The sequence below is a fragment of the Hymenobacter glaciei genome, assembly GCF_039539585.1.
GTDB classification, from domain to species: Bacteria; Bacteroidota; Bacteroidia; order Cytophagales; family Hymenobacteraceae; genus Hymenobacter; species Hymenobacter glaciei.
The window spans coordinates 1-22,209 of the sequence record NZ_BAABDK010000023.1; the positions used below are offsets into that span (position 1 = coordinate 1).

Sequence of the window (22,209 nt, forward strand, 5' to 3'; positions counted from 1 at the left end):
TCACCTGCAAGCGAATATGCGCACGGCGGGGCTCAATGAGGGTAGCGTGCGGTAATCAATCGCTCCTTTAAGCGAACTGGTGGCAGTTGCTCAGCTTCAAGTGCCAGAGAGCCACTTCAGGACCGGAGGAGTTTAAGAAACTCGTCTACGAATCAAAGTTTACGAAATGCCCAAGGTACATGAGTTCCCTGAACTAGATAGTGCACAACGAAAAGCCCCGACAGTAGCTACTGACGGGGCTTTTCGTTGCTTCAAGTTTTGGGGGGTATGCGTCCGGCGGGCGCGGAGCTTTGCATCGGTTTGCCAAGGCTTTGTACACACCGCCCGGGGCGTCGTATGCCTCGACCAAAGCTTTGCCTGAGGAAACCAAGCCGTCGCACGCCCTATCCGGTGCTTCGCATGCCCTGACCAAGGGGCTACGCCTGTGACCAAGCTTTGCTCGGCTGACCAAGTCGCATTTCCGTAGCCAACTGGTGGTGTACCGCCCGGCGCTTTGTTGGTAATGTTCAGGTTATTGGTAATGTTGTGCAGAACATTACCGCCATCGCCTAGGCCATTGTTGCTTGTGTCCTATGGTTGCTGGCCGTTCACGAGCGCCAAGGGCTATTACCTGCTCATCCAGAAAGCCAGGCCATGAAGCACGGTACCCAGCACAAATACCAGCGTCATGAAATGGAGCTGCCAACTGCGAATCTGCAAAAAGAAGAGTTGCTCCACCAACCGGCCCAGCCAGCACAGGGCAGTACCAGCCAGCAAGAAATGCCCCAGCGCCGTCGTCCGTAACGCTTCCGGAAACAGCAGGTACAGCGCGCCAAATAGCAGCAGCACGTAAATCAGTCGCAGATTGAGCACCTGCATAATGGCGCGATTAACAGGATTCAGCTTGGCTAACTCGGATTTCCACCTAAACAACCGCCAGAACGCCACATGAAAAGCGGCAAACAGTAGGTTGTAGATTCCGCACGCGTAGAGTAGGACCATCATCGGGCAAAGGTAGCCTTCGACAGCACGCCCTGGCCCGCACAAAAAAGCCCCGCCGGCAACGCCAGCGGGGCTCGTTCAGGCTTGTAGCTTGTGGCTGACAGCTTGCGGCAAAGATGGATTACATCATGCCGCCCATGCTACCCATGCCGCCCATGCCACCATCGCCGTGGCCATGGCCAGCATCTTTGGGCTCGGGCTCGTCCGAAATCACCGCCTCAGTCGTCAGCAGCAAGCCGGCGATAGAAGCAGCGTTCTCGAGGGCCAGCCGGGTTACCTTGGTGGGGTCGATGATACCAGCGGCCACCAGGTTCTCGTAACGGTCCTCGCGGGCGTTGTAACCGAAGTCACCTTTGCCTTCGCGTACTTTTTGCACCACTACCGAGCCTTCGCCGCCCGCATTCTGCACGATGCAGCGCAGGGGAGCCTCCAGGGCCGTGCGGATGATGTTCACGCCAGTGCGCTCATCGGCGTTGCGGGTGTCCACTGCTTCCAGCGACTCCAGCGCACGCACCAAGGCCACGCCACCACCGGGTACCACGCCTTCCTCAACGGCGGCGCGGGTAGCGTGCAGGGCATCGTCCACGCGGTCCTTCTTCTCCTTCATTTCCACTTCAGTCGAAGCACCGATGTAGAGAATGGCTACGCCACCGCTCAGCTTGGCGAGGCGCTCCTGCAGTTTCTCCTTGTCGTAGTCCGACGTGGTGGTTTCCATCTGGGCCTTAATCTGGGCGATGCGGCTCTGGATAGCCGTTTTCTCACCCTTGCCGTTCACGATGGTCGTGTTGTCCTTGTCGATGATGATTTTCTCAGCCGTGCCGAGGTACTCCAGGGTAGCGTTTTCGAGCTTGTAGCCCTGCTCTTCGCTGATAACGGTACCGCCCGTGAGGGTAGCAATGTCTTCCAGCATGGCCTTGCGGCGGTCACCGAAGCCAGGAGCTTTCACGGCCGCGATTTTCAGCGAGCCGCGCAGCTTGTTCACTACGAGCGTAGCGAGGGCTTCGCCGTCCACATCTTCCGAGATGATAACGAGGGGCTTGCCAGTCTGCAGCACCTGCTCCAACACGGGCAGCAGCTCCTTCATGGTGCTCACTTTCTTGTCGTAGATGAGCACGTAAGGCGAGTCGAACTCAACCTCCATTTTCTCAGGGTTGGTCACGAAGTAAGGGGAGAGGTAGCCGCGGTCAAACTGCATGCCTTCCACCGTCTTCACTTCGGTTTCGGTGCCACGGGCTTCTTCCACCGTGATGACGCCTTCTTTGCCCACTTTGTCCATGGCATCGGCAATCATCTGGCCGATTTCCATGTCGTTGTTGGCCGAGATAGCACCCACCTGAGCGATTTCAGCGGAGTTCTCAATCTTCTTCGACTGAGCCTTCAGGTTAGCAACCACGGCAATAACTGCCTTGTCGATGCCGCGCTTCAAGTCCATCGGGTTGGCACCGGCGGCCACGTTTTTCGAGCCGGCTGTGTAAATAGCCTGAGCCAGTACGGTAGCCGTGGTGGTGCCGTCGCCAGCCTGGTCGGCCGTTTTCGACGCCACTTCTTTCACGAGCTGAGCACCCATGTTCTCGATAGGGTCGCGCAGCTCAATTTCCTTGGCCACGGTCACGCCGTCCTTGGTAATCGAGGGAGCGCCAAATTTCTTGTCGATGATGACGTTGCGGCCTTTAGGGCCGAGGGTCACTTTCACGGCGTTCGCCAGTTTGTTCACACCGGCCTGCAAGCGGGCGCGGCCTTCGGTGTCGAATTGGATGTTCTTAGCCACTTCTGGAGGGAATTAAGAATTAAGAATTAGGAATGAAGAATTTTCGGCGGGCTTAGAGCACGGCGAAAATGTCCGACTCGCGCATGATGAGCAGGTCCTCACCGTCGACGGTGATTTCGGTGCCGGCGTACTTGCCGTAGAGCACTTGGTCGCCCACGGCAACCTGGGGCTTGATGAGCGAGCCGCTGTCAGCGGTTTTGCCTTCGCCCACGGCTACTACTTCGCCACGCTGGGGCTTCTCCTTGGCCGTATCGGGAATGATGATGCCGGATTTGGTTTTTTCCTCGGCGGCGGCAGCGCGAACAATTACGCGGTCGGCCAGCGGTTTCATGCTAAGTGCCATTTTGGGTGTATTTGGATTGAATTAGATGGAAAATCTTGGTGCCCGGCCCTGTCTCACTTCCCGTGCCAGCCCGCCAAACCTGACAAAATGGGCATATTCTGGCGCTGCCAAGTGGCAGAAATGGCCGATGCAGCAAGGAACGCTACCGATTTGGTGGCGACCGAGTCTTCGATTGTGCGAGACGGGAACCAACGAAAAAGCCGACGCTTCCGCAAAGGGAAACATCGGCTTTTAAATAATTTGAAAGCGCCTAAAGCGCGATGGTTACTGCTTTTGCGCAGGCGTTGTAGCCGGAGCAGTTGTAGGTGCTGGGGCGGGCGCACCAACCGGGGCCGTAGCAGGACCACTCGGAGCCGTAGGTGCGGGCAGTTTGGTTTGCAGGGCACGCTCCTGGTTCACGCTGCGCACCGGGCCACCGCCGGTCGAGGTGAGCATGTGCGAGCCGAGCGACAGCACTACCAGGCCAATGGCGAAACCCCAGGTGAGCTTCTCCAGCAGGTCGCCGGTACGCTTCACACCCATCATACTGGCGGCGCCGCCAGCGCTGAACTGGCTGGAGATTCCGCCCCCTTTCGGGTTTTGGGCCAGCACCACCAGGGCCAGCAGGAAACACACGAGAAGAATGAGGATGATGAGAGCGGTGTACATGAAAGGTTGAAAGAAGCTGCGGATTACGCAGAAGGTTGCAAGGATTGTATTTGGGCCGCAAAGTACGCCATTTTTTCCGGCTGTTTCACCATGAGCTTTTCATAAATCTCAATGGCTCGGGCGGTTTTGCCCTGCCGCACGAAGATGCGGGCCAGATTTTCCGACACCAGGTCGGGCTCGGCGCGGGTACTGCGCACGCTCAAATCGGTTTGGCCACCGGGCGCGGGCGGCAGCATGGCCGCGCGTGTCAGGCGGGGCTGCCGCTTGAGAAAGTTGTTGATGAGGTCCACGGTTGAAGGCAGCTCAGGGACTGCGGGCTTGTGAGTGGCCCAGTGGTCGAGCAGCAGTGGGTCGGGCTCGAAGAACGTGCCAGTGGGCGGCAAGGCGCTGGCCGGTGGTTGGGCCGCCGCCACAACGGCGGTGGCGCTTTCGGCAGTTTCCGCCTTGGCCGTCAGCAAGTCCAGCAGTTGCATCGACAGGCCCAGGCGGCTGCTTTCGCCGAACGCATAGCCTACCACCGTATCGCCGGTAAAGGCAGCCGGCGTGAGCACTGGCACCGGGGCGAGTGCCGCAGCAACGGCTTGGGCACGCAACTTCGGGCCAGCCAAGCTCAGCGTAACGGCGGACGCAGCCCATTCGTCAACCAGCCCGGGCAGCTCGTACGTTGGTGCGGCCGGCACGGGTACCGGTTCTGCCAGTCCAAATTCAAAGCGGGCTTCCCCTACTTCGGCAGGCGGGCGAATGGCCGGCGCCTGAGCCGGCAGCTCGGCCTCAGCAACCGTGTCTGGAACTACTGCAACTGGAGCGGATGTCGCTGGTGACGCCTCGGTTACTGCTAGCATCTGCACTGCCGCTACAACATTAGCTTCCTCGGCAGCTGCTGCCTCCGGAACAACTAACTCCGAAGACAATTGGGTTGCTGTAGGTGCCTCGACCTCGATTGGCGCGGGGAGAGCAACTGTAAGCTCTTCTACCACCGGGGGCGTGAGAACAGGTGCAGAAATAGCTACGGCAACTTCCGCGGGCAGCACCTGATATTCAGGTGCTGAATGCGCAGCCGCTTCTGATACTACTGGAGCTTCAGTGGTAGGGCTTGCTGCTACGGGTTCTGTGTGCGCATCGGATACAGATGCGACGGCTTCCACGGCTGAGGAATTGAACTCAACCAGTGGAGCAGCCTCAACATCTACTGCTGGCCTGACCACTTCGATGAGCACAATAGGCTCTGGAACCGCTGCAATGGGCGGTTGCGGTGCCACTGGAGCCGGCGTTACTATAGGCAGCTCAACCGCAACAGGGGGCTGGGCAATTGCAACCGGCACCTCGACAGGTAACTGTGGCAGGGGCGGTGCTACCGCCAACTCAAAAGGAGCCGTTGCAGCCGGTGTTTCGGTAATGGGCGCGAGGGACTGCGATGCAGTAGGCGCAACGTATTCATCGGGCCAGTCCACTAGGTCGAGCGGATGGGGAGGGGCCAGTGGAGAGCTTGGTTCGGGCAGGGGCTCGACTTCCTCAATCAGGCGGCGCAGCAGGGTGCGGTCGGCAGCATACGTAGCGGCGCGGCGCAGGCGCTGGCCGGCCAGCATGGTGCCCTGGTCGTGGGCGGCTTTGGCCAACAGCAGGTGGGCCGTCTGGCAATAGGGAAAAGCCTGGGCCAGCTGCTCGAGTTCGCGCACTTCGGCCGGCCCCAAGGCGGTGGGGCGTTCCAGAACGTGCAGGAGGGTAGCGCGGGTCACAACAGCGAAAAAAGAAGCAGAAACAAAAACGGCGTTATATCCGCAATGCGCCCTTGGGCCACGAAGCGGGGCGCAACATTACGCCAATTTACACAAACGCCCGCAGCCTTTTCGAGACAGAAAAGCCGTTTTATGCTAACCTGTTGGCCGTTACCCACAATAAATTGCCCGCTCATTGCCGCGCAGACTCGTCACGATGCTTCTACCAGTTAGCAACCGACTTATTGAATATGTCGGTAACGATTTTATCGGTCGTGGTGCGCACCGCACCGGGGTCGCTGTTGATGGTGGCGATGTTGCGGCTGGCCGGGTAGTCGTCGAAGTTTTGGAACACCTGTTCGAAGCTCTGCTTATCGTCCTTGGTGTTGGTAAAGCGGATTTTCACTTGGATGGTTAGCCGATTCGAGCCCGCCTGCGACACGCCCTCTACCTGCTGAATGGACGCCGGTGCAAAGTCGTAGGCAATGATATTACCGTCGAATTGCAGGTCGCCGTCGCGCGGCACCAGCCGCAGATTGGTGTTGCGCTGGAAGTAGTCCTTCAAATCCTCCGTAAAGCGCTGGGTCAGAAACGCTGGGCCTTGCGGTGAGTTGTTCTGAATGGTGGCAATGGATATCGTGCGCACCGCGGGGTCGATGTTGGTGCCGTTGAACGAGTAGATGCCACAGCCCGTCAGTAAACTGCCAGCGAGTAGCCACATGCTGCAAGCCAGCACCAAGCGCCAGGCGTGCAACGGGCGAAACGCTTGCTGCTTGCTGCTTAAGGGGGGTAGCGCATTTCTAAACTTGCTCCAGGTCATACTGCTTGAGTTTGCGGTAGAGGGTGCGCTCCGAAATGCCCAGGTCGTGGGCGGCGTACTTGCGCTTGTTATTGTGCTTTTTTAGGGCCTTGAGTATCATTTCCCGCTCCTTTACGTCGAGCGACAGGGTTTCCTCCTCGGTTTCGTGCGGGATGTCTTCCACCGGAGTTTCGTCGTCGTAGCTGGCCGCTGGCTCGCTGTGGTAAGGGTTCGCCGGGGCTGGCAGGAAGTATTCATTGCTGCCATTGCCCTCAAACGTCGTCGTCGCGCTCGTATTGCTGAAGAGGTGGCTGTTCTGACGCAACAGCTCCTGCGCCTCGTGCGGCCGCTGGCCCGAAGCCAGCTCCAACACCATTTTTTTGAGGTCCGTCATGTCGCGGCGCATGTCGAACAAAATCTTGTAGAGCAGGTCGCGCTCCGAATAATTACCGGCTGCCCCATCGGAAGCGCCCGGCCCGAGCAGCATGGGCAGGCGGCTGACCTGGTCCTGCGGCAGGTAAGGCGCGAGCCGGCGGGCATCCACGTCGCGCTCGGTTTCGAGCACCGACATCTGCTCGGCGATGTTCTTGAGCTGGCGAATGTTGCCGGGAAAGCGGAAGCGCGTGAGCACCGGCACCGCATCGGGCAGCAGGATGATGGGGCGCGTGCGGTACCGCTCGGCCGCATCCGAAGCAAACTTGCGGAACAGCAGGTACACATCCTCGCCGCGCTCGCGCAATGGCGGTACGGTAATGGGCACGGTGTTCAGGCGGTAGTACAGGTCTTCGCGGAAGGTGCCGGCCTGCACACGGTCGAGCAGGTTCACGTTGGTAGCGGCCACCACGCGCACGTCGGTTTTCTGCACTTTCGACGAACCCACCCGGATAAACTCGCCATTCTCCAGCACGCGCAGCAGGCGGGCCTGGGTGCCCAGCGGCATCTCACCGATTTCATCCAGGAAAATGGTGCCGCCGTTGGTTACTTCGAAGTAGCCCTTGCGCGCCTCATTCGCTCCCGTAAACGAGCCTTTTTCGTGCCCAAACAGCTCCGAATCAATTGTGCCTTCCGGAATGGCGCCGCAGTTGATAGCAATAAACTGGCCGTGCTTACGCGGCGACAAGGCGTGGATAATCTTGGAAAACGACTCCTTGCCCGACCCGCTTTCGCCGGTAATGAGCACCGTCATGTCGGTTGGCGCAACCTGCGCGGCTACCTGAATGGCGTAGTTCAGCGCCGGCGCATTGCCGATGATGCCAAACCGGAGCTTGATGGATTGAATTTCTTGCGTAGTCAAAGTTAGTTGTCCGTTGTTAGTTGTCCGTTGTCAGGGATGTAGCTGGGAGCATCTTCGGCAACTTGGGATGGGGGCAAAAGCGAGCGATAGTAGCGGATGAAACCCTGCAACAGCTTTTTGCAATTAATGATATCCTCCAGTAGCTGTTGGAGTATTTCTTCGTTCAAATAAGCCAGGTCGAAAGCGAGGTAGAGTTGCGTTTCGACTTCGAATAATGAACCGCGAGCAATAAATAAAAATTGAAGCGTATCTCGGGTATGCTGCCGGCCACAGCCTTCCGCAATATTCGAAGGAATGGAAACCGCCGCCCGTCGCAATTGATTGGTCAAACCAAACAATTCGTCTTTTGGGAACTGTCTAGTCAACTCATAAACTCGTTTTGTCAGTTGTCGACTTTGCAGCCAAACATTCAGCTCAGTGTAAGACCTTTCCATAAACTAAGGTGTTAGGCATTAGTTGACAGTTGTCAGTCGCTGCATAATTGGCTCACTAACAACGAACAACTGATAACTGACAACCCATTTTCTTTTGGACGACTACTTAAGAACAAGCTAACAACTGACAACGAGCAACTGACAACTATCCAACCGCCTCACCTAGCAAAGTGCTTGCGGAGCTGCTGTGCACGAGCACGTTCACGTAGTCGCCTTTCTTGTAATTGCCTTTGGGGAAGATGACGACTTGGTTCTGGCTGTTGCGGCCGCTTAGGTCGTCTTTGGAGCGTTTGGAGAAATTCTCGACCAGCACCTTGTGCACCTGGCCCACGGAGCGGGCGTTGCGCTTGGCGCTGTATACCTGCTGGACGTCAATCAATTCCTGCAGGCGGCGCTTCTTGGTTTCGAGCGGAACGTCGTCGGCCAGCTTGCGGGCGGCTAGCGTACCGGGCCGCTCCGAGTAAAAGAACTGATACGCCATGTCGTACTGCACGAAGTGCATCAGGCTCTTGGTATCCTCGTGCTCCTCCTCGGTTTCGGAGCAGAAACCGGCAATCATGTCGGTCGAGATGGCACAGTCGTCACCAAGTATTTCGCGGATGCGGTTCACGCGCTCCTCGTACCAGGTCCGGTCGTAGGTGCGGTTCATCAGGGCCAGCACGCGCGAGTTGCCGCTCTGGGCCGGCAGGTGAATGTACTTGCAGATATTCTCGTGGCGCGCCATGGTGTGCAGCACCTCGTCGGTAATGTCCTTGGGGTGCGAGGTCGAAAAGCGCACGCGCAATTCGGGGCTGATGAGGGCCACGCGCTCCAGCAGCTGGGCGAAGTTGACGTGCTCGGTACCGTCAGCCGAGGCCCATTTGTAGGAGTCCACGTTCTGGCCTAGCAGCGTTACTTCCTTGTAGCCAGCCGCCACCAAATCGCTGGCTTCCTGAATAACGCTGTGAGCATCTCGGCTGCGCTCGCGGCCGCGGGTGAAGGGTACCACGCAGAACGAGCACATGTTGTCGCAGCCGCGCATGATGCTGATGAAGGCCGACACGCCGTTTGAGTTCAGGCGCACAGGGGTGATGTCGGCGTAGGTTTCTTCGCGGCTTAACAACACATTCACGCCTCTTTGTCCGCCATCTACCTGGCTGATGAGGCCGGGCAGGTCGCGGTAGGCATCGGGGCCGACGACGAGGTCCACAATTTTATCTTCCTCCAAAAACTTGCTTTTCAGGCGCTCGGCCATGCAGCCGAGTACGCCCACGAGCATGCCGGGCTTGCGCTTTTTGTGCGCATTAATCTGCTTGAGGCGCATGCGCACCGTTTGCTCGGCCTTCTCGCGGATGGAGCAGGTGTTGAGCAGCACAAGGTCGGCGTTGGCGAGGTCGTCGGTGGTGTCGAAACCTTCATTGAAGAGAATGCTCGACACAATTTCGGAATCCGAGAAATTCATCTGGCAGCCGTAGCTCTCAATGTAGAGCTTGCGCTGGCGACCGGTGCGGGTTGCGGCCGTCACGCGTACGTCACCGCTAGGCGTAGCCTCAGCGGTGGGAGCAACCTTATCTAAAAAATCAAGGGTTAACAGGGGTTGGGCCATATTCTAAACGCTTTTCGGCGGAGGACAAAGATACGCCGGTAGAGGCTAAAATGACAGAATGGCAGAATAATGTAGGGGCGGGGCTTGCCCCCGCCCGTCGTTGAACGGCATCGTTGAAACGGCGGGCGGGGGCAAGCCCCGCTCCCTACTCAATACGTGTTCCCAATACTTCTATTAGGGCCCTAGCTTTCAGCAAACACTCCTGGTACTCACGCTCGGGTACCGAGTCGTAGGTGATAGCCGAGCCGACCTGGAAGCTCAGGTAGCCGGTATCGGCCCGGTACTGTAGCGAGCGGATGACGACGTTGAAGTCGAAGTCGCCGCCCGGCCACACCACGCCCAGGCTGCCACTGTATAGGCCGCGCTGGCTGCGCTCATAGTGCTCAATCAGCTGCATAGCCCTGATTTTGGGCGCACCGGTCATCGAGCCCATCGGGAAGGCGGCGCGCAGCACATCAACGAGGTCGGTGCCCGGCCGAAGCTCGGCGGCTACGGTCGATATCATCTGCCAGACGTGGCGGAAAGGGTAGAGGCCAAATAGCTCGGGTACCTGCACGGTGCCGGTTCGGGCCACGCGGGCCAGGTCGTTGCGCACCAAGTCCACAATCATCAGGTTTTCGGCGCGCTCCTTTTCGTCGTGGAATAACGCCTGGCGCTGCTGCTCATCGGCAGCGGGCGTAGCGCCGCGCCTAGCAGTGCCTTTGATGGGCTGGGAAATAAGCTGGTTGCCGCGCCGGGCCACGAACCGTTCGGGCGAGGCGCAGAGCAGGTAATGGTCGTGCCAGCGAAAAAATCCGGCAAAAGGCGCCGGCGAGGTTGCGTTCAGTCGCTCGAATACGTCGGCCGGGTCCAGGGCCACGCCTTCCGCGTAGAATTCCTGGCAGAGGTTGAGCTCATACACTTCGCCGTTGAGAATGTCTTCGCGCACAGCCTCCACCGCCTGCAGGTACTCCACTTTGGGCAGGCGGGGGCGCAGGCCAGATACTCGTGGCGGACCAGACCCAGGCACTTTGGTGGCCAGAATCTGGGCAAGCACACCGTCAGCAGCTCCGTGGATTTCGAGCTGCTCTCCGCGCCAGCGCAGCCAGATTTCGGCCCGAAAAAAGTGCAGTTGCGGCCAGGCAAAACCAGCGTGGTTGGCGCTGCTCAGTGCTTCAATTTCGTTCTTGACGTCGTACGTCACGAAGCCGCAGCACGGAGCCGTTCCGGCCTGCAGGAGCCAGGGCTGCAGCTCCGCCAGCGTGCGCGGAGCGTCGGTAGCGTGAACTGCAACCGCCAGCAGGTGCTCGAAAGGGCCCTCGGGATAGGCCAGGTTGTTGGGCTCGAAGTACGCACAGTGCGCGATACCCGCCGCCCAGCGCAACGCCCGCGCCCGGAAGTCGGCCGGTAGTGTGGCCAGCGGCACGGTAAGGCAGGATGCAAGAGCAGAATCTTCGGGCACAGGAGCAACAAAACCAGCCTTCTCGTAGCCGGCTACGAAGCCGGCCCGGACTGACCGGAACCCAAAGTTCGGGCTAAATCGGCAGTCAGGCTGCTTAAGTTGCAGTTATTTCAGCGTGCGCAGGGCCAGCTTGGCCTTCGCATCGGTGCTGTTTTTATACTCGTGCCAGGGATAGGCCAGGGCTTTGAGGAAATACTTGCGCGCAACAGGCTTGTTGCCCGCACTCTGGGCCATGTAGCCCTGCTGCAAAGCGGCTTGTGGGGCATAGTAATAAGGCGCTTTTGGTCCTGCTTCGCTCAATGTCGCCTCAAAGTAAAACCAGGCCGAATCGAGCTGGCCCAACCCTTGGAAGGCCCGGGCGCGTCGGTAGGGCGCCTCAATGCGGTCGCGCCAGAGCGTGGTGGCCGTGGGACGGAAGCTGCGCAGCGTGGCCAGCGCCTCGCGGTCGTAGCCACCGTCGGACTGCAGCCGGGCGCGGGTCAGGATGGGGTTTAGGGCCCGGGCTTCGTCGTAATAGTGCTGGGCGTAGGTGTCTTCCTCCACATCAGCCGGGCCGGGCTGGTTGATGAGGGAGCGGTAGCGCGCAATGGCGGCAGCCGGCTGCCCGCCCAGCCAAGCCGCCAGGTAGAGCTTGAAGACCGCATCCTTGTGGTAGTGCTGCCCGCGTGACTCGTGCAGAAACGCCAGGTTTTCGCGCTCCGAAGCGGCGTAGTCGCCCCGGTATAGCAGTAGGTCGGCGGCCATATGGTGCAGGTAGGGCACGGGCAGGTAGGCGGGGCCGGTGGGCCGGGCGCGGTAGGCGGCCAGGGCAGCATCGGCATGGTGCTGGCGCTTGGCCACGCTCATGCGTACGTAGGCAAAAAGCAGGTTCTCGGGCTGCTCGGCAGTGAGGCGGGCCGTCAGGCGCTCGGCTTCGGCAGGTTGCTTGTAGTAGCTCTCCCGAATCAGGGCTTGCAGCAGCTGACTTTCCAGCTGGAAATCGGAGGGCTGGCTGGCCGCGAGGCTCAGGTTGCGCAGGCCCGCTTCCACGCTAGGCGTAAGGCCCAGCAGGCGCAGCAGCCAATGGTAGCCCTCGGGCATGGCACCCACGGCAAAGTCACACACACCCAGAGTCTTACGGGCTGGGGTGAAATTGGGGTAATGCTTCACCACATCCTGCATCTGGTGGTAGCCGCTGCGCAGGTGGAAGCCGCCAGCTACCAGATGTTTGAACAGCAGCTGGCTCAGGCCCAGGTGCAGGGTGATTTCGGCCCGGGCATAGTCGCGCAAGGCACTGGCCGGGGCCTCGTCCAGGGCATCCAACCGTGCTTCCTGGCTCTCGGTGAGGGCATCGTAACGCTTGGCGTCCTGCGAAACCACCAACTCCACAAAATCGGCGCAGTTGGCTACCAGCAGCGGCGCGGGCGACTTCGGCGTAGCGGCCAGCTCGGACCGGAGCAGGCTACGGGCCGCGTCGAGGCGCAGCTTCAGCACCTCCGCATAGGCGCGGCGGCTGGTGGGTGTGAGGGGCTCGAGGGCAGTAGGCGCGGGCGCTGTTTCGGGCGCGGCAGCTTGCGGCGGCTTAGCACCCATCAGCAGCAAGCCGCTCAGCAGGGCCGCTACGTCCAGCAGGGCCCGTCGCCGAATTCGACCGCCATTTGTTACCTCCAAAAAAAATGCCGCTAACGCCATCAGGATAGGAACAAAAAAGGAACGACCGAGGCCGTTCCTTTTTATGAGATAAGTCAGTCAATCAGATTGATGACCTGGCTTAAAGCCGAGCTTAAGAGATGCGGGCTTCCACGTCGGCCAGAATGCGGCCGCAGTGCTCGCACACAATAATTTTCTTATGCGAGATGATGTCGGCCTGGCGCTGGGGCGGCACCGTGTTGAAGCAGCCGCCGCAGGCGTCGCGGCGCACCAGCACCACGGCCAGGCCGTTGCGCACGTTGCCGCGAATACGCGTGTAGGCCGTCAGCAGGCGGTCTTCGACCGGCTTGGTGGCTTCGTCGCGCTTGCCCATCAGGCCGCGCTCTTCTTCTTCGTTCTCGGCCACAATAGTGTCGAGTTCGCCTTTTTTGTTGTCGAGGTCTTTGCGACGCTCATCCAGTTTAGACTTCGTACCGCTGATTTCGGCGTTTTTCACGTCAATCTGGTACTGTGCTTCTTTGATTTTTTTGTCCGCAATCTGAATCTCTAGGCGCTGGAGTTCAATTTCCTTGGCAATGGCTTCAAACTCGCGGTTGTTGCGCACGTTCTGCTGCTGCTCGTCGTACTTTTTGATGAGCGACTCGGCATCCTTGCTGGCCTGCTTGCGGGCTTTGATGGTGTCGTTGAGGCCCTGAATTTCTTCGTCGAACTTCTTCACGCGCACTTCGTAGCCGGCAATCTCGTCTTCGAGGTCGCTCACTTCCTCGGGCAAATCGCCCCGCACGCGCCGGATTTCGTCGAGCTGCGAGTCGAGGTGCTGCAGGGTGAGCAGGGCTTCGAGCTTGGCGGCTACGGGAACGTCGGCGGGAGCCACGGCGGCATTTTTAGCAGTCATATTGAACGGGGTTCGTCGGGGTTTCAGCGATTAAGACCGCAAAAGTACGTTCAAATCCGGCCGTTAGCAAATCCCGGAACACCTCGCCGGTGAACTGTTCGCTCTCAAAATGACCCACGTCGCAGAGCATGAGCTGGCCCTCGGCCCCAAAAAACTCGTGGTACTTCACATCGCCGGTCACATACGCATCGGCTCCGCTGGCCCGCGCCGCGCCAATCAGAAACGCGCCCGCACCGCCGCAAATGGCCACCGTTTTGATGGGTTTGTCGAAGGCGGTGTGCCGCACCACGGGCACCAGCAGCTGCCGCTTCAGCAGCTGCCGGAACTCGGCCGGGGCCAGTGCTTCGGGCAGCTCGCCCACCAAGCCCGCGCCAACTTCCTGGTGCACGTTTTCCAGCTTAATCAGCTCGTAGGCAACTTCTTCGTAAGGGTGCGCGGCGCGTAGGGCCCGCAGCACGGCCGCTTGCCGATGCAGCGGCAGCAGCACTTCAAGGCGCATTTCGGCCACGGCTTCGGGCTGGCCGGGCGCCCCAATCACCGGCTGGGTGCCCGCGCCGGGGGTGAAGGTGCCGGTGCCAGCTACCCGGAAGCTGCAATCGGAATATTGCCCTATCTGGCCCGCTCCGGCGGCGTAAAGGGCGGCCAGCACGCGGCCGGCAACGTCGGTTTGCTGGTCTTCGGGGCGGTTGGGGACGTAGGTAATGAGGCGGGCCAGCGTGCCGCTTTGCGGGGCCAGCACACGGGTTTGGCGCAGGCCTAATTTTTCCGCCAGTTTATCATTCACGCCGCCGCGCACGTTGTCGAGGTTGGTATGGGCCGCGTAGATGGCCACGTCATTTTTGAGCGCGGCGATGATGGTTTGCTCCACTTCGTTGGCCCCGGTGAGCCGTTTGAGCGGGCGGAAAATAACCGGGTGATGAGCCACTACCACGTTGCAGCCGCGCCGCACGGCCTCGGCTACCACGGCGGTCGTGCAGTCGAGGGTGATGAGCACGCCGGTAATTTCGGCCGCCGGATTGCCGCATTGCAGGCCGGCGTTGTCGTAGCTTTCCTGGTAAGCGAGGGGCGCAGCCGCTTCGAGCAGGCGGGCTAGGTCTTGAACGGTAGGCATTGGGTAGGTGACGAAATTGGGTACTAAGGTAGCTCGCGAAGACAGCGCTAGTACTGCCCAATTATACGGGTGACTATTTTGAATACGAATTAGCTGGTATAACCGTAAGGAATCGATTCTCCTTGTGGATGCGATGAATTATATTCTACTATGTTTGCGCCATTCAAGAGACTCGTACGGCCAGATTGCTGCTACCGTATGGAACGCATAATTGCGTGAGATACTGTGTTGTGAGAATTAATGAGGCGGGCCAATAACAGACAGAAAAGTTGATGACAAAAAGGGGTCATTACATCTCGGGAATTACAATAATGCTCTTTGTTGGGCTTCACCTGCTTAACCATGTTTGCAGTATTTATGGTGCTGACAAACACATTGAAGTAATGACTGCCTTGCGCCTTTTTTATCGCAGTAGATTCATTGAACCAGTGTTGTTGAGCGCTGTAATAGTTCAAATAATCTCAGGCCTCAAACTTTTCAACTCATCCAGAAGGACTGCAACCTCAATCTTTGACAAGCTGCAGATTTGGACGGGGCTTTATTTAGCAATTTTCTTTATTATTCATTTGGGCGCCGTTCTAAGTGGACGATTTTTACTACACCTCGACACAAACTTCTACTTCGGTGTTGCCGGACTGAATACGTTCCCACTCAACTTATTCTTTATTCCCTATTACGGTCTGGCAATTATTTCATTCTTTGGACACATAGCTTGCGTCCATAATAAAAAAATGAAACGCAATATTTTGAATTTAACACCAGTCAGACAGTCAGTAGTAGTATTTGGCTTCGGAATATGTGTGACACCACTGATTTTTTACGGACTGACAAATCATTTTAAGGGAGTGAGAATTCCAACGGAATACAACGTATTGATTGGAAAATAAGGAAGCGAAGTATAAAACCGCACACGCGGCCTTGATGGAAGGAAGTGCGGCATACGCACTATGCACGCTGACAAATATTCAGAATTTAGACTGCCTTTGTTGCTAAAAAGCAGGCGCATTGCGTACCTGTTCAGCGTTATACCAAATCGCCCAGCACCGCAACATACTTGGCCACGTTGGCCTCCAGGTCGCGGCGGCGATACTGCATAAGGTAGCGCGGATGGTCGAGCACCACGATGCGCTTGAATAAGCCGAGCTCGTCGTTCAGCTTTCTGAGAAACTCGCCGTTGCGCTTGCCCAGGCTTATGGCAACGTCGCGGCGCAGGCCAAAATCGGTGGCTTGCTGGCGTAGGGAGCGCTGCATGTCGGGCCACAGGGTTTTGATGAGGGCAGGCGAGTCGTAGTAATTATAGTTCAGGCCGTTGTTCAGCAGCACGAGCGGGTAGATGGAGCTGAGAAAAAAGTGACGGTAGAACTCGGCCGGGCCGCCCAGCGCCCCAACCACGCGGTACACGAACTGCGTGGAGAGCTCGGGCCGGCCGCGCGGCAACTCGTTGGCAATGCCACAGATTTTGCTCAGCGCCACAGGGTCGGTGAAGGCGACGCCGGTACGGCCCATGCCCAACCGGCCGGGGTTGATGCCCAGCAGGGCCACGCGGGGCTGGTCGTCGGCGTAAAATTTGTCGGCAAAGCGTTGGGCCAATGCCTGCACGGCCGGTTCGCGGAAGGGGTTTTGGGCCTCTATGCCCGGCGGCAACGTATTGGGCTGGGGAAATGAGCTCAGGAAATGCAGAAGTTGAACGGCCAGCTTGGGCATACTTAAGTAGTTCAGGATGCTATTGCAGAGGAAGGGACGGGATTGGGTGCCGACGAGTAGCCCCCAGCGGCAGGACCAGCGCCACCGCGCCGGGACCGATGCTGACGTGGCTCAGCAATGGATAGAGGGCCTGGGTACCGTGCCGGTGGTGGGTAGCAAACTGGAAGCCGTCGAACAACAGCAGAAAGCCGCCCTGAAGCAGCAGCGAATGGCCATAGCCCCGCCACTGGTCGGATGAGCCCGGGGCGGTAGGGTTGCGGCCTTTTTCGAGCAGGTAGACGCCGGTGGCCAGGTAGGCAACGTCGAGGCCGGCATTGAACAGGTAGATGTTCTCGGTGCGCAGCTGGGCGCGCACGTTATCGGCGCGGTTCGGGGTAGGAGCGTGCGCAGCCCGGCGGGCCCCCAGGTAGCCGGCCTCCGCCAGTGCCAGGTTTATCGCCCCCCAGCCCAGGTTCATTTGATGAAAATAATGCGCCGAGCCTTCCGTCTGGCTGGCCGCGATGCCACTGCCAAGCAGGTTGCTCACCGCCCAGCCGCCCAAAACCGTCAGGCCGCGCTGGTCGAGGCGGTTGCGCTCAGCCGCGAATGTCATCAATGTACCCCCAGCGGCGGGCTGCTGAAGCACAGAATCGGGCCGGGCCTGCGCCCGTGCGGGAATGGGCCGGGCCAAGGCGAGCAGGCAGCCAAGCAGGAATAGGAGGCGCATGAAGTGAATGAAATTAGTGAAGGAGCGGCGATAGGCAACCGCTTCGGGACAGATTTGTGCGGCCAGACTGGTGGCCTCCGTACTTTTGGGGGCCGTTGCTTCGGCAATAGCTCGCGTATGCCGCCCAATATGGCCTTTTTATTGTTGCCATTCGCCTGGCTTTATGCCGGCATAATGGCCCTGCGTAACTGGTTGTACGACATAGGCTGGAAGCGCAGCGAAACCTTTGCTGTGCCCTTGCTGAACGTGGGTAACCTGCGGGTGGGTGGCACCGGCAAAACGCCCCACGTGATGTGGCTGGTCGAAGAATTGCTGCGCCAGGGTCATCGCCCGGCCATCCTCAGCCGCGGCTACGGCCGCCGCACCCGAGGCCCGCGCCTGGCCGGCCCGGCCGATTCGGCCGCCACCGTGGGCGACGAGCCCTGGCAGTACTACGGGCAGTTTGCCCCGCAGCAGGTGCCGGTGGCCGTCGCCGAAGTCCGCCGCCTGGGCGTGGCCCTGCTGCTACGCGAGCACCCCGAAACTACGGTTGTCGTACTCGACGACGCTTACCAGCACCGCGCAGTGCGCCCGGCCCTGAACGTGCTGCTGACCGAACTGGCCCGTCCTTTTTACGAGGACTTTGTGCTGCCCGCCGGCCGGTTGCGCGAGAGCCGGGCCGGTGCTGCCCGGGCCGATGTCATCATTGTCACGAAATGCCCGCCCAACTTATCAGCGGCTAAACAGGAGGTTGCCGTGCAAAAGGTGCGGCGCTACGCCCGGGCCGGTGCGCCGGTGCTGTTTTCGACTTATACCTATGCAGAGCCGCAGTCGCTGCAGGCTGCGGAGGCTGATGCATCGGGGCCTGGCGCGATTTCTGGCCCGGGCCCGGCGGTGCTGCTCACCGGCATTGCGCAGCCTGGGCCGTTGCGCGAATACCTTGCTGCACAGGGCTATGAAATAAGATTTCATGCCGAATTTCCCGACCATCACGCCTTTGCCGAAGCCGATTTGGCGGGCTTGCGGGAGCGTTGGCAGCCGGGCTGGCCTATTTTTACCACCGAAAAGGACGCCACGCGTTTGCTCGACCCCGCTTTGCAGGGCGCGCGGGCGGGGCTGCCGTTCTATACCATTCCGGTGCGGGTGGCGTTTCTGGGCGACGGCGGCGCGGTGTTGCGCCAGCTGCTGCCGGAAATGCCTACCCAGCGGTCCTGACTTTCTGTTGCGATGGCCGCGTTCCGCACCTCATTTATTTGTTTCCGTTTGAAGGCTTTGCCCCAAAATTCTGTTCTTATTTCTGGTCTGAGCCGTTGGCTGGGGCTGGTACTGCTGGTGTTGCTTTCGGCTGCTGCCCGGGCGCAGGTGGTCGACGACTCTACCAAGGTGATGTACGGGCCAAAAACAACCCATGTCATTTTCGAGAGCGAGGTGCTGCGCGACTCTACCAAGGGCACGCCGGTCGATACGACGCTCACGCACTGGCCGCAACAGCGGTTTTGGCTACACGATACCACCTTTCAGCAGGATTTGGGAGCGGTCGGTACGGCTTCGCGTCCGTTGCTTTATCAACCCAACCTGGAGTTGGGGGCCCGCTACGGGCGCAATGCTTTCGACCGGTACGCTCACGATGCGCGCACGGTGCCGTACTACGATTCGCGCTCGCCGTATTCGTTTTTCCGCTTCATTCAGTCGGGCGCGGGTGAGCAGGTGTTCGAAATCAGCTACAGCCGCAGCCTGAAGAAGAACTTCAGCATTGGGGTTGACTACGAGCGCATTGCCTCGAATAAGGTTTTGGCCCCGACCAGGGGCAGCCGCGATGCCTTGGTGGAACATTCCAACCTGCTGCTGTTTGGCCGCTTTCAGACGGATAATGAGCGGTACCACTTGCTATTTAACATCAGCAACGCCCGCCACCGGGGTGTGGAGCAGGGCGGCATTCGGCCCATTATCAACTATAAAGCCAATGGCACCACTATCGATGTGGACCGAAGCGAGGTCGACGCTGCGGGCGTGCCCATTCTGTCAAATCTGTTTAAATACAACGAACAGCAGGTGTACCTCTCCACGGCCATCAACTACGAAGACCGCGACGAGCTGTATTTCACCCACACCTACCGGCTGCTGGGCCGTGGCCTCACGGTTTACCACACCTTCGACTACAAGCGCCAGTACAACAGCTACGCCGACCTGGCGCTGAAACCGACTGCCGACCCCGGCTTTTTTTACCCGCGGGTGTTGGGCAGCCGGGGCGCTACCATCGACCGCTCGCAGTTCAGCCAGGTCGAAAACACGGTGGGCGTGCTGGGGCGCACTTCGGCCGTGGAGTACCGCCTGTATGCCCGGGACCGGGTGGCTTCGCTCACCAGCGAAACGCTAACCGACGTGGCAACTGCCACCGACCTGAAGCTCGGCCCCGGGGCACCCACCCGCAGCTTTCACCAGTTCTTCGTGGGCGGCACGGCGGCATTCAACTACCGCACGATTTATGCCGTCGAAACAGCTGGTGAAGCGTATCTGCTGTCACTTAACCAGCTTAGTCCCGATTCGTATTCGCTCGAATACTGGCTGCGTGGGCGCGTGCGCACCGGGCCACTGTCGGCCGAGGCACTTATCAATTCATATTCGCCCACGCTCACTCAACAAGAGTTCATCGGCAACCATTACCGCTGGAACCATTGGGCTGGTGAGCGGGTGAACCCCATTTCCGGAGTTGTGAACGGCAAGTTCAGCAATACGAACACCCAGCAGCTCACGGGCCGCCTGCAGCTGAAGCTGCCCAATGTGCTGGCCCTGCGGCAGCAGCGCTTCGAGGCCAGCGCATCGCTTGTGAACATCAATAACCTGGTGTTTTACGACGCCGCCGGTTTGCCTGCTCAATTGGATGTTGCTAACCAGCTGCTTATCGTGGCCGCACGGCATAAAGCGCAGTTGGGCCGCTTTGGTATCGATAACCAGGCAACTTATACCAAGGGTGGCGACGTGAATGGCCTGCGCATTCCGGCGCTGGTTACGGAGTCGCGGGCCTACTACGAAGCCTACATTTTCCGCAAGGCCATGTTCAGCCAAACCGGCCTGGAGGTTTATTACCAGTCGGCCTACCGGGCCTTTGGCTACAGCCCGAGCACCCAGCAGTTCTACCAGCAGGATAAATTCACCATCGGAGCTTACCCGATTGTCAACGCGTTTTTCTCGGCCGACATCAAAACCGTGTCGGTGTTCCTGAAGGTCGCCTATTTGAACCAGAACCTGGGCCGCGACGGCTACTTTGCCACGCCCTACTACTCGGGCTACCCGCGCCGCTTCCAGTTCGGGGTGCGCTGGAATTTCTTCGATTAAGCCGTCTGTGCAGTTGTTCGCCGCTTGTTGTTAGTTCTCAGGCCATCCACTGAATATTGACAACTGACAACGAGCAGCTGACACCGAAATCAACCCATGAAAGAGAAAACCATCCTCAAGCTGAAGCTAAACACCGACCCGCGCTGGGTGAACATTGCCGAAAAGAACATCGAGGATATTCTCGTCGACCACGCCTGGTGCGAGCAAAAAGCGGCCAGCACCGGCATCAGCATGATTATCCATTACCCCGAGAAAACCCGGCTGGTGGCCGAGCTCACCGACCTGGTGGCCGAGGAGTGGAGCCACTTCGAGCGGGTGCTGCTGGAGTTGCGCAAGCGCGGCTACCCGCTGGGGCGGCCCCGCAAAGACGAGTACGTGGTGCAGCTGCTGGCCCACGTGCGCAAGGGCGGCGCCCGCGAGCGCCAGCTAATGGACCAGTTACTGGTGTCGGCCCTCATCGAAGCGCGCAGCTGCGAGCGGTTCAAACTGCTCTGGCAGAACATTGCTGACCAGGAGCTGAGCAAGTTCTACTACGAGCTGATGGTATCGGAAGCCGCCCATTTTGTAAGCTACGTGGACCTGGCCAAGGAGTACTGCGACCCCGCCGTGGTGGATGCCCGCCTGCAGGAATTGTTGGAAATCGAAGGCGAAATCGTGACCAACCTGCCCGTGCGCGATGACCGGATGCATTAAGCCGTTTGGGAGACCTTAGCTACTTGCGGTTTGGTTGGGTGGCTTTGGTAATACAGCGAAAGCCCACGGTGGGCGATGGGCCAGAATACGTGCTCCGTGATGTAACTGTGCAGGCGGCCAACGGGTCGCGGTAACTTCCGCCTTTGGCAATGCCGCGCTCCTGAATCATTTCGGCCGCGTTACCCAGCAGGTTGTAAAGCCGGTAGTCATTGGTAGGACCGTCATAGACATAGGCCGGGCTGGCAAGGTGCAGAAAATAAGGGCCGGATTGGTCGCAGTTGATAGGGAAGCGTGCTGGTCGCGTCCGGTTATATGCACGGATATCGGCTCTAATCTGCTGCTCCGAGGCCACGCTGCCTGACCGCTTCTTGAAATAGGCGGCCGCCTCGGGGTTTATTTCGAAAGGAATCTCGGGGCATTTGCTTCCATAGGGTAAACCACGTTTGGCCAGGGCAGCCTGCTCCCATTCGGCTTCAGTTGGAAGGCGGCATTCTACCACCACGTGTGCGGCAGCCATGCTATCGGGCGAGCCCAACTTGTCGCGATTTAAGGCGTTGGCGATAACGTGGCCCCGCCACAGGCAAAAAGCATTGGCCTGTTCGTAGCTAATGCCGACCACCGGGAAGTAGTCATAGTAAGGGTTGGTAAAATAATCGGCTACGGGTAGCGCCTCTGCCGTGGGGTTGGTATAGAGTAGGTCAAATCCATTGGCTTCAAGCTGCTGCCGGTACCTTTTCCACTCAATATTGGCTACTTCCGACTCATCGATGCCTCGGCCATCTCTAGCTAATACAATAGCTGCCGGCATTCCAATGGGTAGCACGCCGGGTACTGATTTGAATGCGGCCCAATCCAACTTCACCACAAAACTGGTGTCAGCTCCGCAGGCCGGGAAACGGGCCGGAGTGCTATACCGGATGGCCTTGTCGTCATCGAAAATATCGCGGCTCGCTCCGTATTCCCGCGTAAGGTTTAGGAGGCCGGTGGTAGCGCTATACAGGCCTGGGAAAGCCCCTGAGGGTGGCCGTGGCGTGTAACAGCCCGAAAGGCCTACCACCAACAATGCCTTCAAGAGCAAGGTGACTCGGAGCATATTTGCGCCATCCAACTTTCGCAGTCTTCTAACGTGCTGTAAATCGAGCATGATA

Annotated in this window: 20 protein-coding genes; 4 read left to right on the top strand and 16 right to left on the bottom strand. The window is 59.1% G+C overall.

The window, feature by feature from the left end:
• Positions 1–606: 606 nt before the first annotated feature.
• The 13 genes from ABD837_RS14575 to ABD837_RS14635 all read right to left on the bottom strand — a co-directional run bounded on the left by ABD837_RS14575 (position 607) and on the right by ABD837_RS14635 (position 14,643).
• Complete coding sequence (locus tag ABD837_RS14575) at positions 607–984, bottom strand: hypothetical protein (protein WP_345055879.1); 378 nt, start codon at positions 982–984, stop codon at positions 607–609.
• Positions 985–1,102: 118 nt separating this feature from the next.
• Positions 1,103–2,749, bottom strand: coding sequence for a chaperonin GroEL (gene groL / locus ABD837_RS14580; RefSeq protein ID WP_345055882.1), 1,647 nt, complete (start codon positions 2,747–2,749; stop codon positions 1,103–1,105).
• Between the two features lie 52 nt (positions 2,750–2,801).
• The gene (groES, locus tag ABD837_RS14585) at positions 2,802–3,092 is read right to left on the bottom strand and encodes a co-chaperone GroES (RefSeq protein ID WP_068232777.1); all 291 of its coding nucleotides are present in this window, start codon (positions 3,090–3,092) and stop codon (positions 2,802–2,804) included.
• A 264-nt stretch (positions 3,093–3,356) separates the two neighbouring features.
• Positions 3,357–3,740 carry a preprotein translocase subunit SecG gene (gene secG, locus ABD837_RS14590; RefSeq protein ID WP_345055887.1) on the bottom strand — a complete coding sequence of 128 codons (384 nt, stop codon included), beginning with the start codon at positions 3,738–3,740 and terminating at the stop codon, positions 3,357–3,359.
• A 23-nt stretch (positions 3,741–3,763) separates the two neighbouring features.
• Complete coding sequence (locus ABD837_RS14595; RefSeq protein WP_345055889.1) at positions 3,764–5,476, bottom strand: hypothetical protein; 1,713 nt, start codon at positions 5,474–5,476, stop codon at positions 3,764–3,766.
• A gap of 202 nt (positions 5,477–5,678) precedes the next feature.
• Positions 5,679–6,176: an LptE family protein gene (locus tag ABD837_RS14600; RefSeq protein WP_345055891.1), complete on the bottom strand. Its 498-nt coding sequence runs from the start codon at positions 6,174–6,176 to the stop codon at positions 5,679–5,681.
• 79 nt (positions 6,177–6,255) lie between these two features.
• The gene (locus ABD837_RS14605; protein WP_345055893.1) at positions 6,256–7,548 is read right to left on the bottom strand and encodes a sigma-54 interaction domain-containing protein; all 1,293 of its coding nucleotides are present in this window, start codon (positions 7,546–7,548) and stop codon (positions 6,256–6,258) included.
• A gap of 2 nt (positions 7,549–7,550) precedes the next feature.
• Positions 7,551–7,982 carry a four helix bundle protein gene (locus ABD837_RS14610; protein WP_345055895.1) on the bottom strand — a complete coding sequence of 144 codons (432 nt, stop codon included), beginning with the start codon at positions 7,980–7,982 and terminating at the stop codon, positions 7,551–7,553.
• Positions 7,983–8,127: 145 nt separating this feature from the next.
• Positions 8,128–9,567 carry a tRNA (N6-isopentenyl adenosine(37)-C2)-methylthiotransferase MiaB gene (gene miaB / locus ABD837_RS14615; RefSeq protein WP_345055897.1) on the bottom strand — a complete coding sequence of 480 codons (1,440 nt, stop codon included), beginning with the start codon at positions 9,565–9,567 and terminating at the stop codon, positions 8,128–8,130.
• Between the two features lie 145 nt (positions 9,568–9,712).
• The gene (locus ABD837_RS14620; protein WP_345055900.1) at positions 9,713–11,008 is read right to left on the bottom strand and encodes an anthranilate synthase component I family protein; all 1,296 of its coding nucleotides are present in this window, start codon (positions 11,006–11,008) and stop codon (positions 9,713–9,715) included.
• Positions 11,009–11,113: 105 nt separating this feature from the next.
• Positions 11,114–12,679, bottom strand: coding sequence for a DUF3808 domain-containing protein (locus tag ABD837_RS14625; RefSeq protein WP_345055902.1), 1,566 nt, complete (start codon positions 12,677–12,679; stop codon positions 11,114–11,116).
• Between the two features lie 91 nt (positions 12,680–12,770).
• Positions 12,771–13,532, bottom strand: a complete 762-nt coding sequence (locus ABD837_RS14630) for a zinc ribbon domain-containing protein (RefSeq protein ID WP_345055904.1) — start codon at positions 13,530–13,532, stop codon at positions 12,771–12,773.
• Complete coding sequence (locus ABD837_RS14635; protein ID WP_345055906.1) at positions 13,522–14,643, bottom strand: Nif3-like dinuclear metal center hexameric protein; 1,122 nt, start codon at positions 14,641–14,643, stop codon at positions 13,522–13,524. Before ABD837_RS14635 ends, ABD837_RS14630 begins: the two co-directional genes overlap by 11 nt.
• A gap of 311 nt (positions 14,644–14,954) precedes the next feature.
• Between ABD837_RS14635 and ABD837_RS14640 the strand changes: the two genes are divergently transcribed.
• A complete protein-coding gene (locus ABD837_RS14640; protein WP_345055908.1) occupies positions 14,955–15,530 on the top strand; it encodes a succinate dehydrogenase/fumarate reductase transmembrane subunit in 576 nt (191 codons plus the stop codon).
• Positions 15,531–15,666: 136 nt separating this feature from the next.
• Here the strand turns inward: ABD837_RS14640 and ABD837_RS14645 are convergent, their stop codons facing one another.
• On the bottom strand, positions 15,667–16,347 hold the full coding sequence (locus ABD837_RS14645) for a uracil-DNA glycosylase family protein (protein WP_345055910.1): 681 nt from the start codon (positions 16,345–16,347) through the stop codon (positions 15,667–15,669).
• Between the two features lie 19 nt (positions 16,348–16,366).
• Positions 16,367–17,053, bottom strand: a complete 687-nt coding sequence (locus ABD837_RS14650; protein WP_345055912.1) for a DUF6992 family protein — start codon at positions 17,051–17,053, stop codon at positions 16,367–16,369.
• A 129-nt stretch (positions 17,054–17,182) separates the two neighbouring features.
• Here ABD837_RS14650 and lpxK point away from each other — a divergent pair, with 129 nt between their 5' ends.
• The 3 genes from lpxK (at position 17,183) to ABD837_RS14665 (ending at position 21,061) form a co-directional block, all read left to right on the top strand.
• Positions 17,183–18,247, top strand: coding sequence for a tetraacyldisaccharide 4'-kinase (lpxK, locus tag ABD837_RS14655; RefSeq protein WP_345055914.1), 1,065 nt, complete (start codon positions 17,183–17,185; stop codon positions 18,245–18,247).
• Between the two features lie 57 nt (positions 18,248–18,304).
• Positions 18,305–20,368, top strand: a complete 2,064-nt coding sequence (locus tag ABD837_RS14660; protein ID WP_345055916.1) for a putative porin — start codon at positions 18,305–18,307, stop codon at positions 20,366–20,368.
• Between the two features lie 96 nt (positions 20,369–20,464).
• Positions 20,465–21,061, top strand: a complete 597-nt coding sequence (locus tag ABD837_RS14665; protein ID WP_345055918.1) for a MiaE family protein — start codon at positions 20,465–20,467, stop codon at positions 21,059–21,061.
• A 19-nt stretch (positions 21,062–21,080) separates the two neighbouring features.
• Here the strand turns inward: ABD837_RS14665 and ABD837_RS14670 are convergent, their stop codons facing one another.
• Positions 21,081–22,205: a formylglycine-generating enzyme family protein gene (locus ABD837_RS14670; protein ID WP_345055920.1), complete on the bottom strand. Its 1,125-nt coding sequence runs from the start codon at positions 22,203–22,205 to the stop codon at positions 21,081–21,083.
• Positions 22,206–22,209 lie beyond the last annotated feature (4 nt).

Bases quoted from the DNA above. Each gene is read 5' to 3' on its own strand.
- ABD837_RS14650 (WP_345055912.1), bottom strand. From the start codon at position 17,053: ATGCGCCTCCTATTCCTGCTTGGCTGCCTGCTCGCCTTGGCCCGGCCC.
- ABD837_RS14600 (WP_345055891.1), bottom strand. From the start codon at position 6,176: ATGTGGCTACTCGCTGGCAGTTTACTGACGGGCTGTGGCATCTACTCG.
- ABD837_RS14630 (WP_345055904.1), bottom strand. From the start codon at position 13,532: ATGACTGCTAAAAATGCCGCCGTGGCTCCCGCCGACGTTCCCGTAGCC.
- groES (WP_068232777.1), bottom strand. From the start codon at position 3,092: ATGGCACTTAGCATGAAACCGCTGGCCGACCGCGTAATTGTTCGCGCT.
- secG (WP_345055887.1), bottom strand. From the start codon at position 3,740: ATGTACACCGCTCTCATCATCCTCATTCTTCTCGTGTGTTTCCTGCTG.
- ABD837_RS14645 (WP_345055910.1), bottom strand. From the start codon at position 16,347: ATGCCCAAGCTGGCCGTTCAACTTCTGCATTTCCTGAGCTCATTTCCC.
- ABD837_RS14640 (WP_345055908.1), top strand. From the start codon at position 14,955: ATGCTCTTTGTTGGGCTTCACCTGCTTAACCATGTTTGCAGTATTTAT.
- ABD837_RS14575 (WP_345055879.1), bottom strand. From the start codon at position 984: ATGATGGTCCTACTCTACGCGTGCGGAATCTACAACCTACTGTTTGCC.
- ABD837_RS14610 (WP_345055895.1), bottom strand. From the start codon at position 7,982: ATGGAAAGGTCTTACACTGAGCTGAATGTTTGGCTGCAAAGTCGACAA.
- miaB (WP_345055897.1), bottom strand. From the start codon at position 9,567: ATGGCCCAACCCCTGTTAACCCTTGATTTTTTAGATAAGGTTGCTCCC.
- ABD837_RS14665 (WP_345055918.1), top strand. From the start codon at position 20,465: ATGAAAGAGAAAACCATCCTCAAGCTGAAGCTAAACACCGACCCGCGC.
- ABD837_RS14625 (WP_345055902.1), bottom strand. From the start codon at position 12,679: ATGGCGTTAGCGGCATTTTTTTTGGAGGTAACAAATGGCGGTCGAATT.
- lpxK (WP_345055914.1), top strand. From the start codon at position 17,183: ATGGCCTTTTTATTGTTGCCATTCGCCTGGCTTTATGCCGGCATAATG.
- ABD837_RS14635 (WP_345055906.1), bottom strand. From the start codon at position 14,643: ATGCCTACCGTTCAAGACCTAGCCCGCCTGCTCGAAGCGGCTGCGCCC.
- ABD837_RS14670 (WP_345055920.1), bottom strand. From the start codon at position 22,205: ATGCTCGATTTACAGCACGTTAGAAGACTGCGAAAGTTGGATGGCGCA.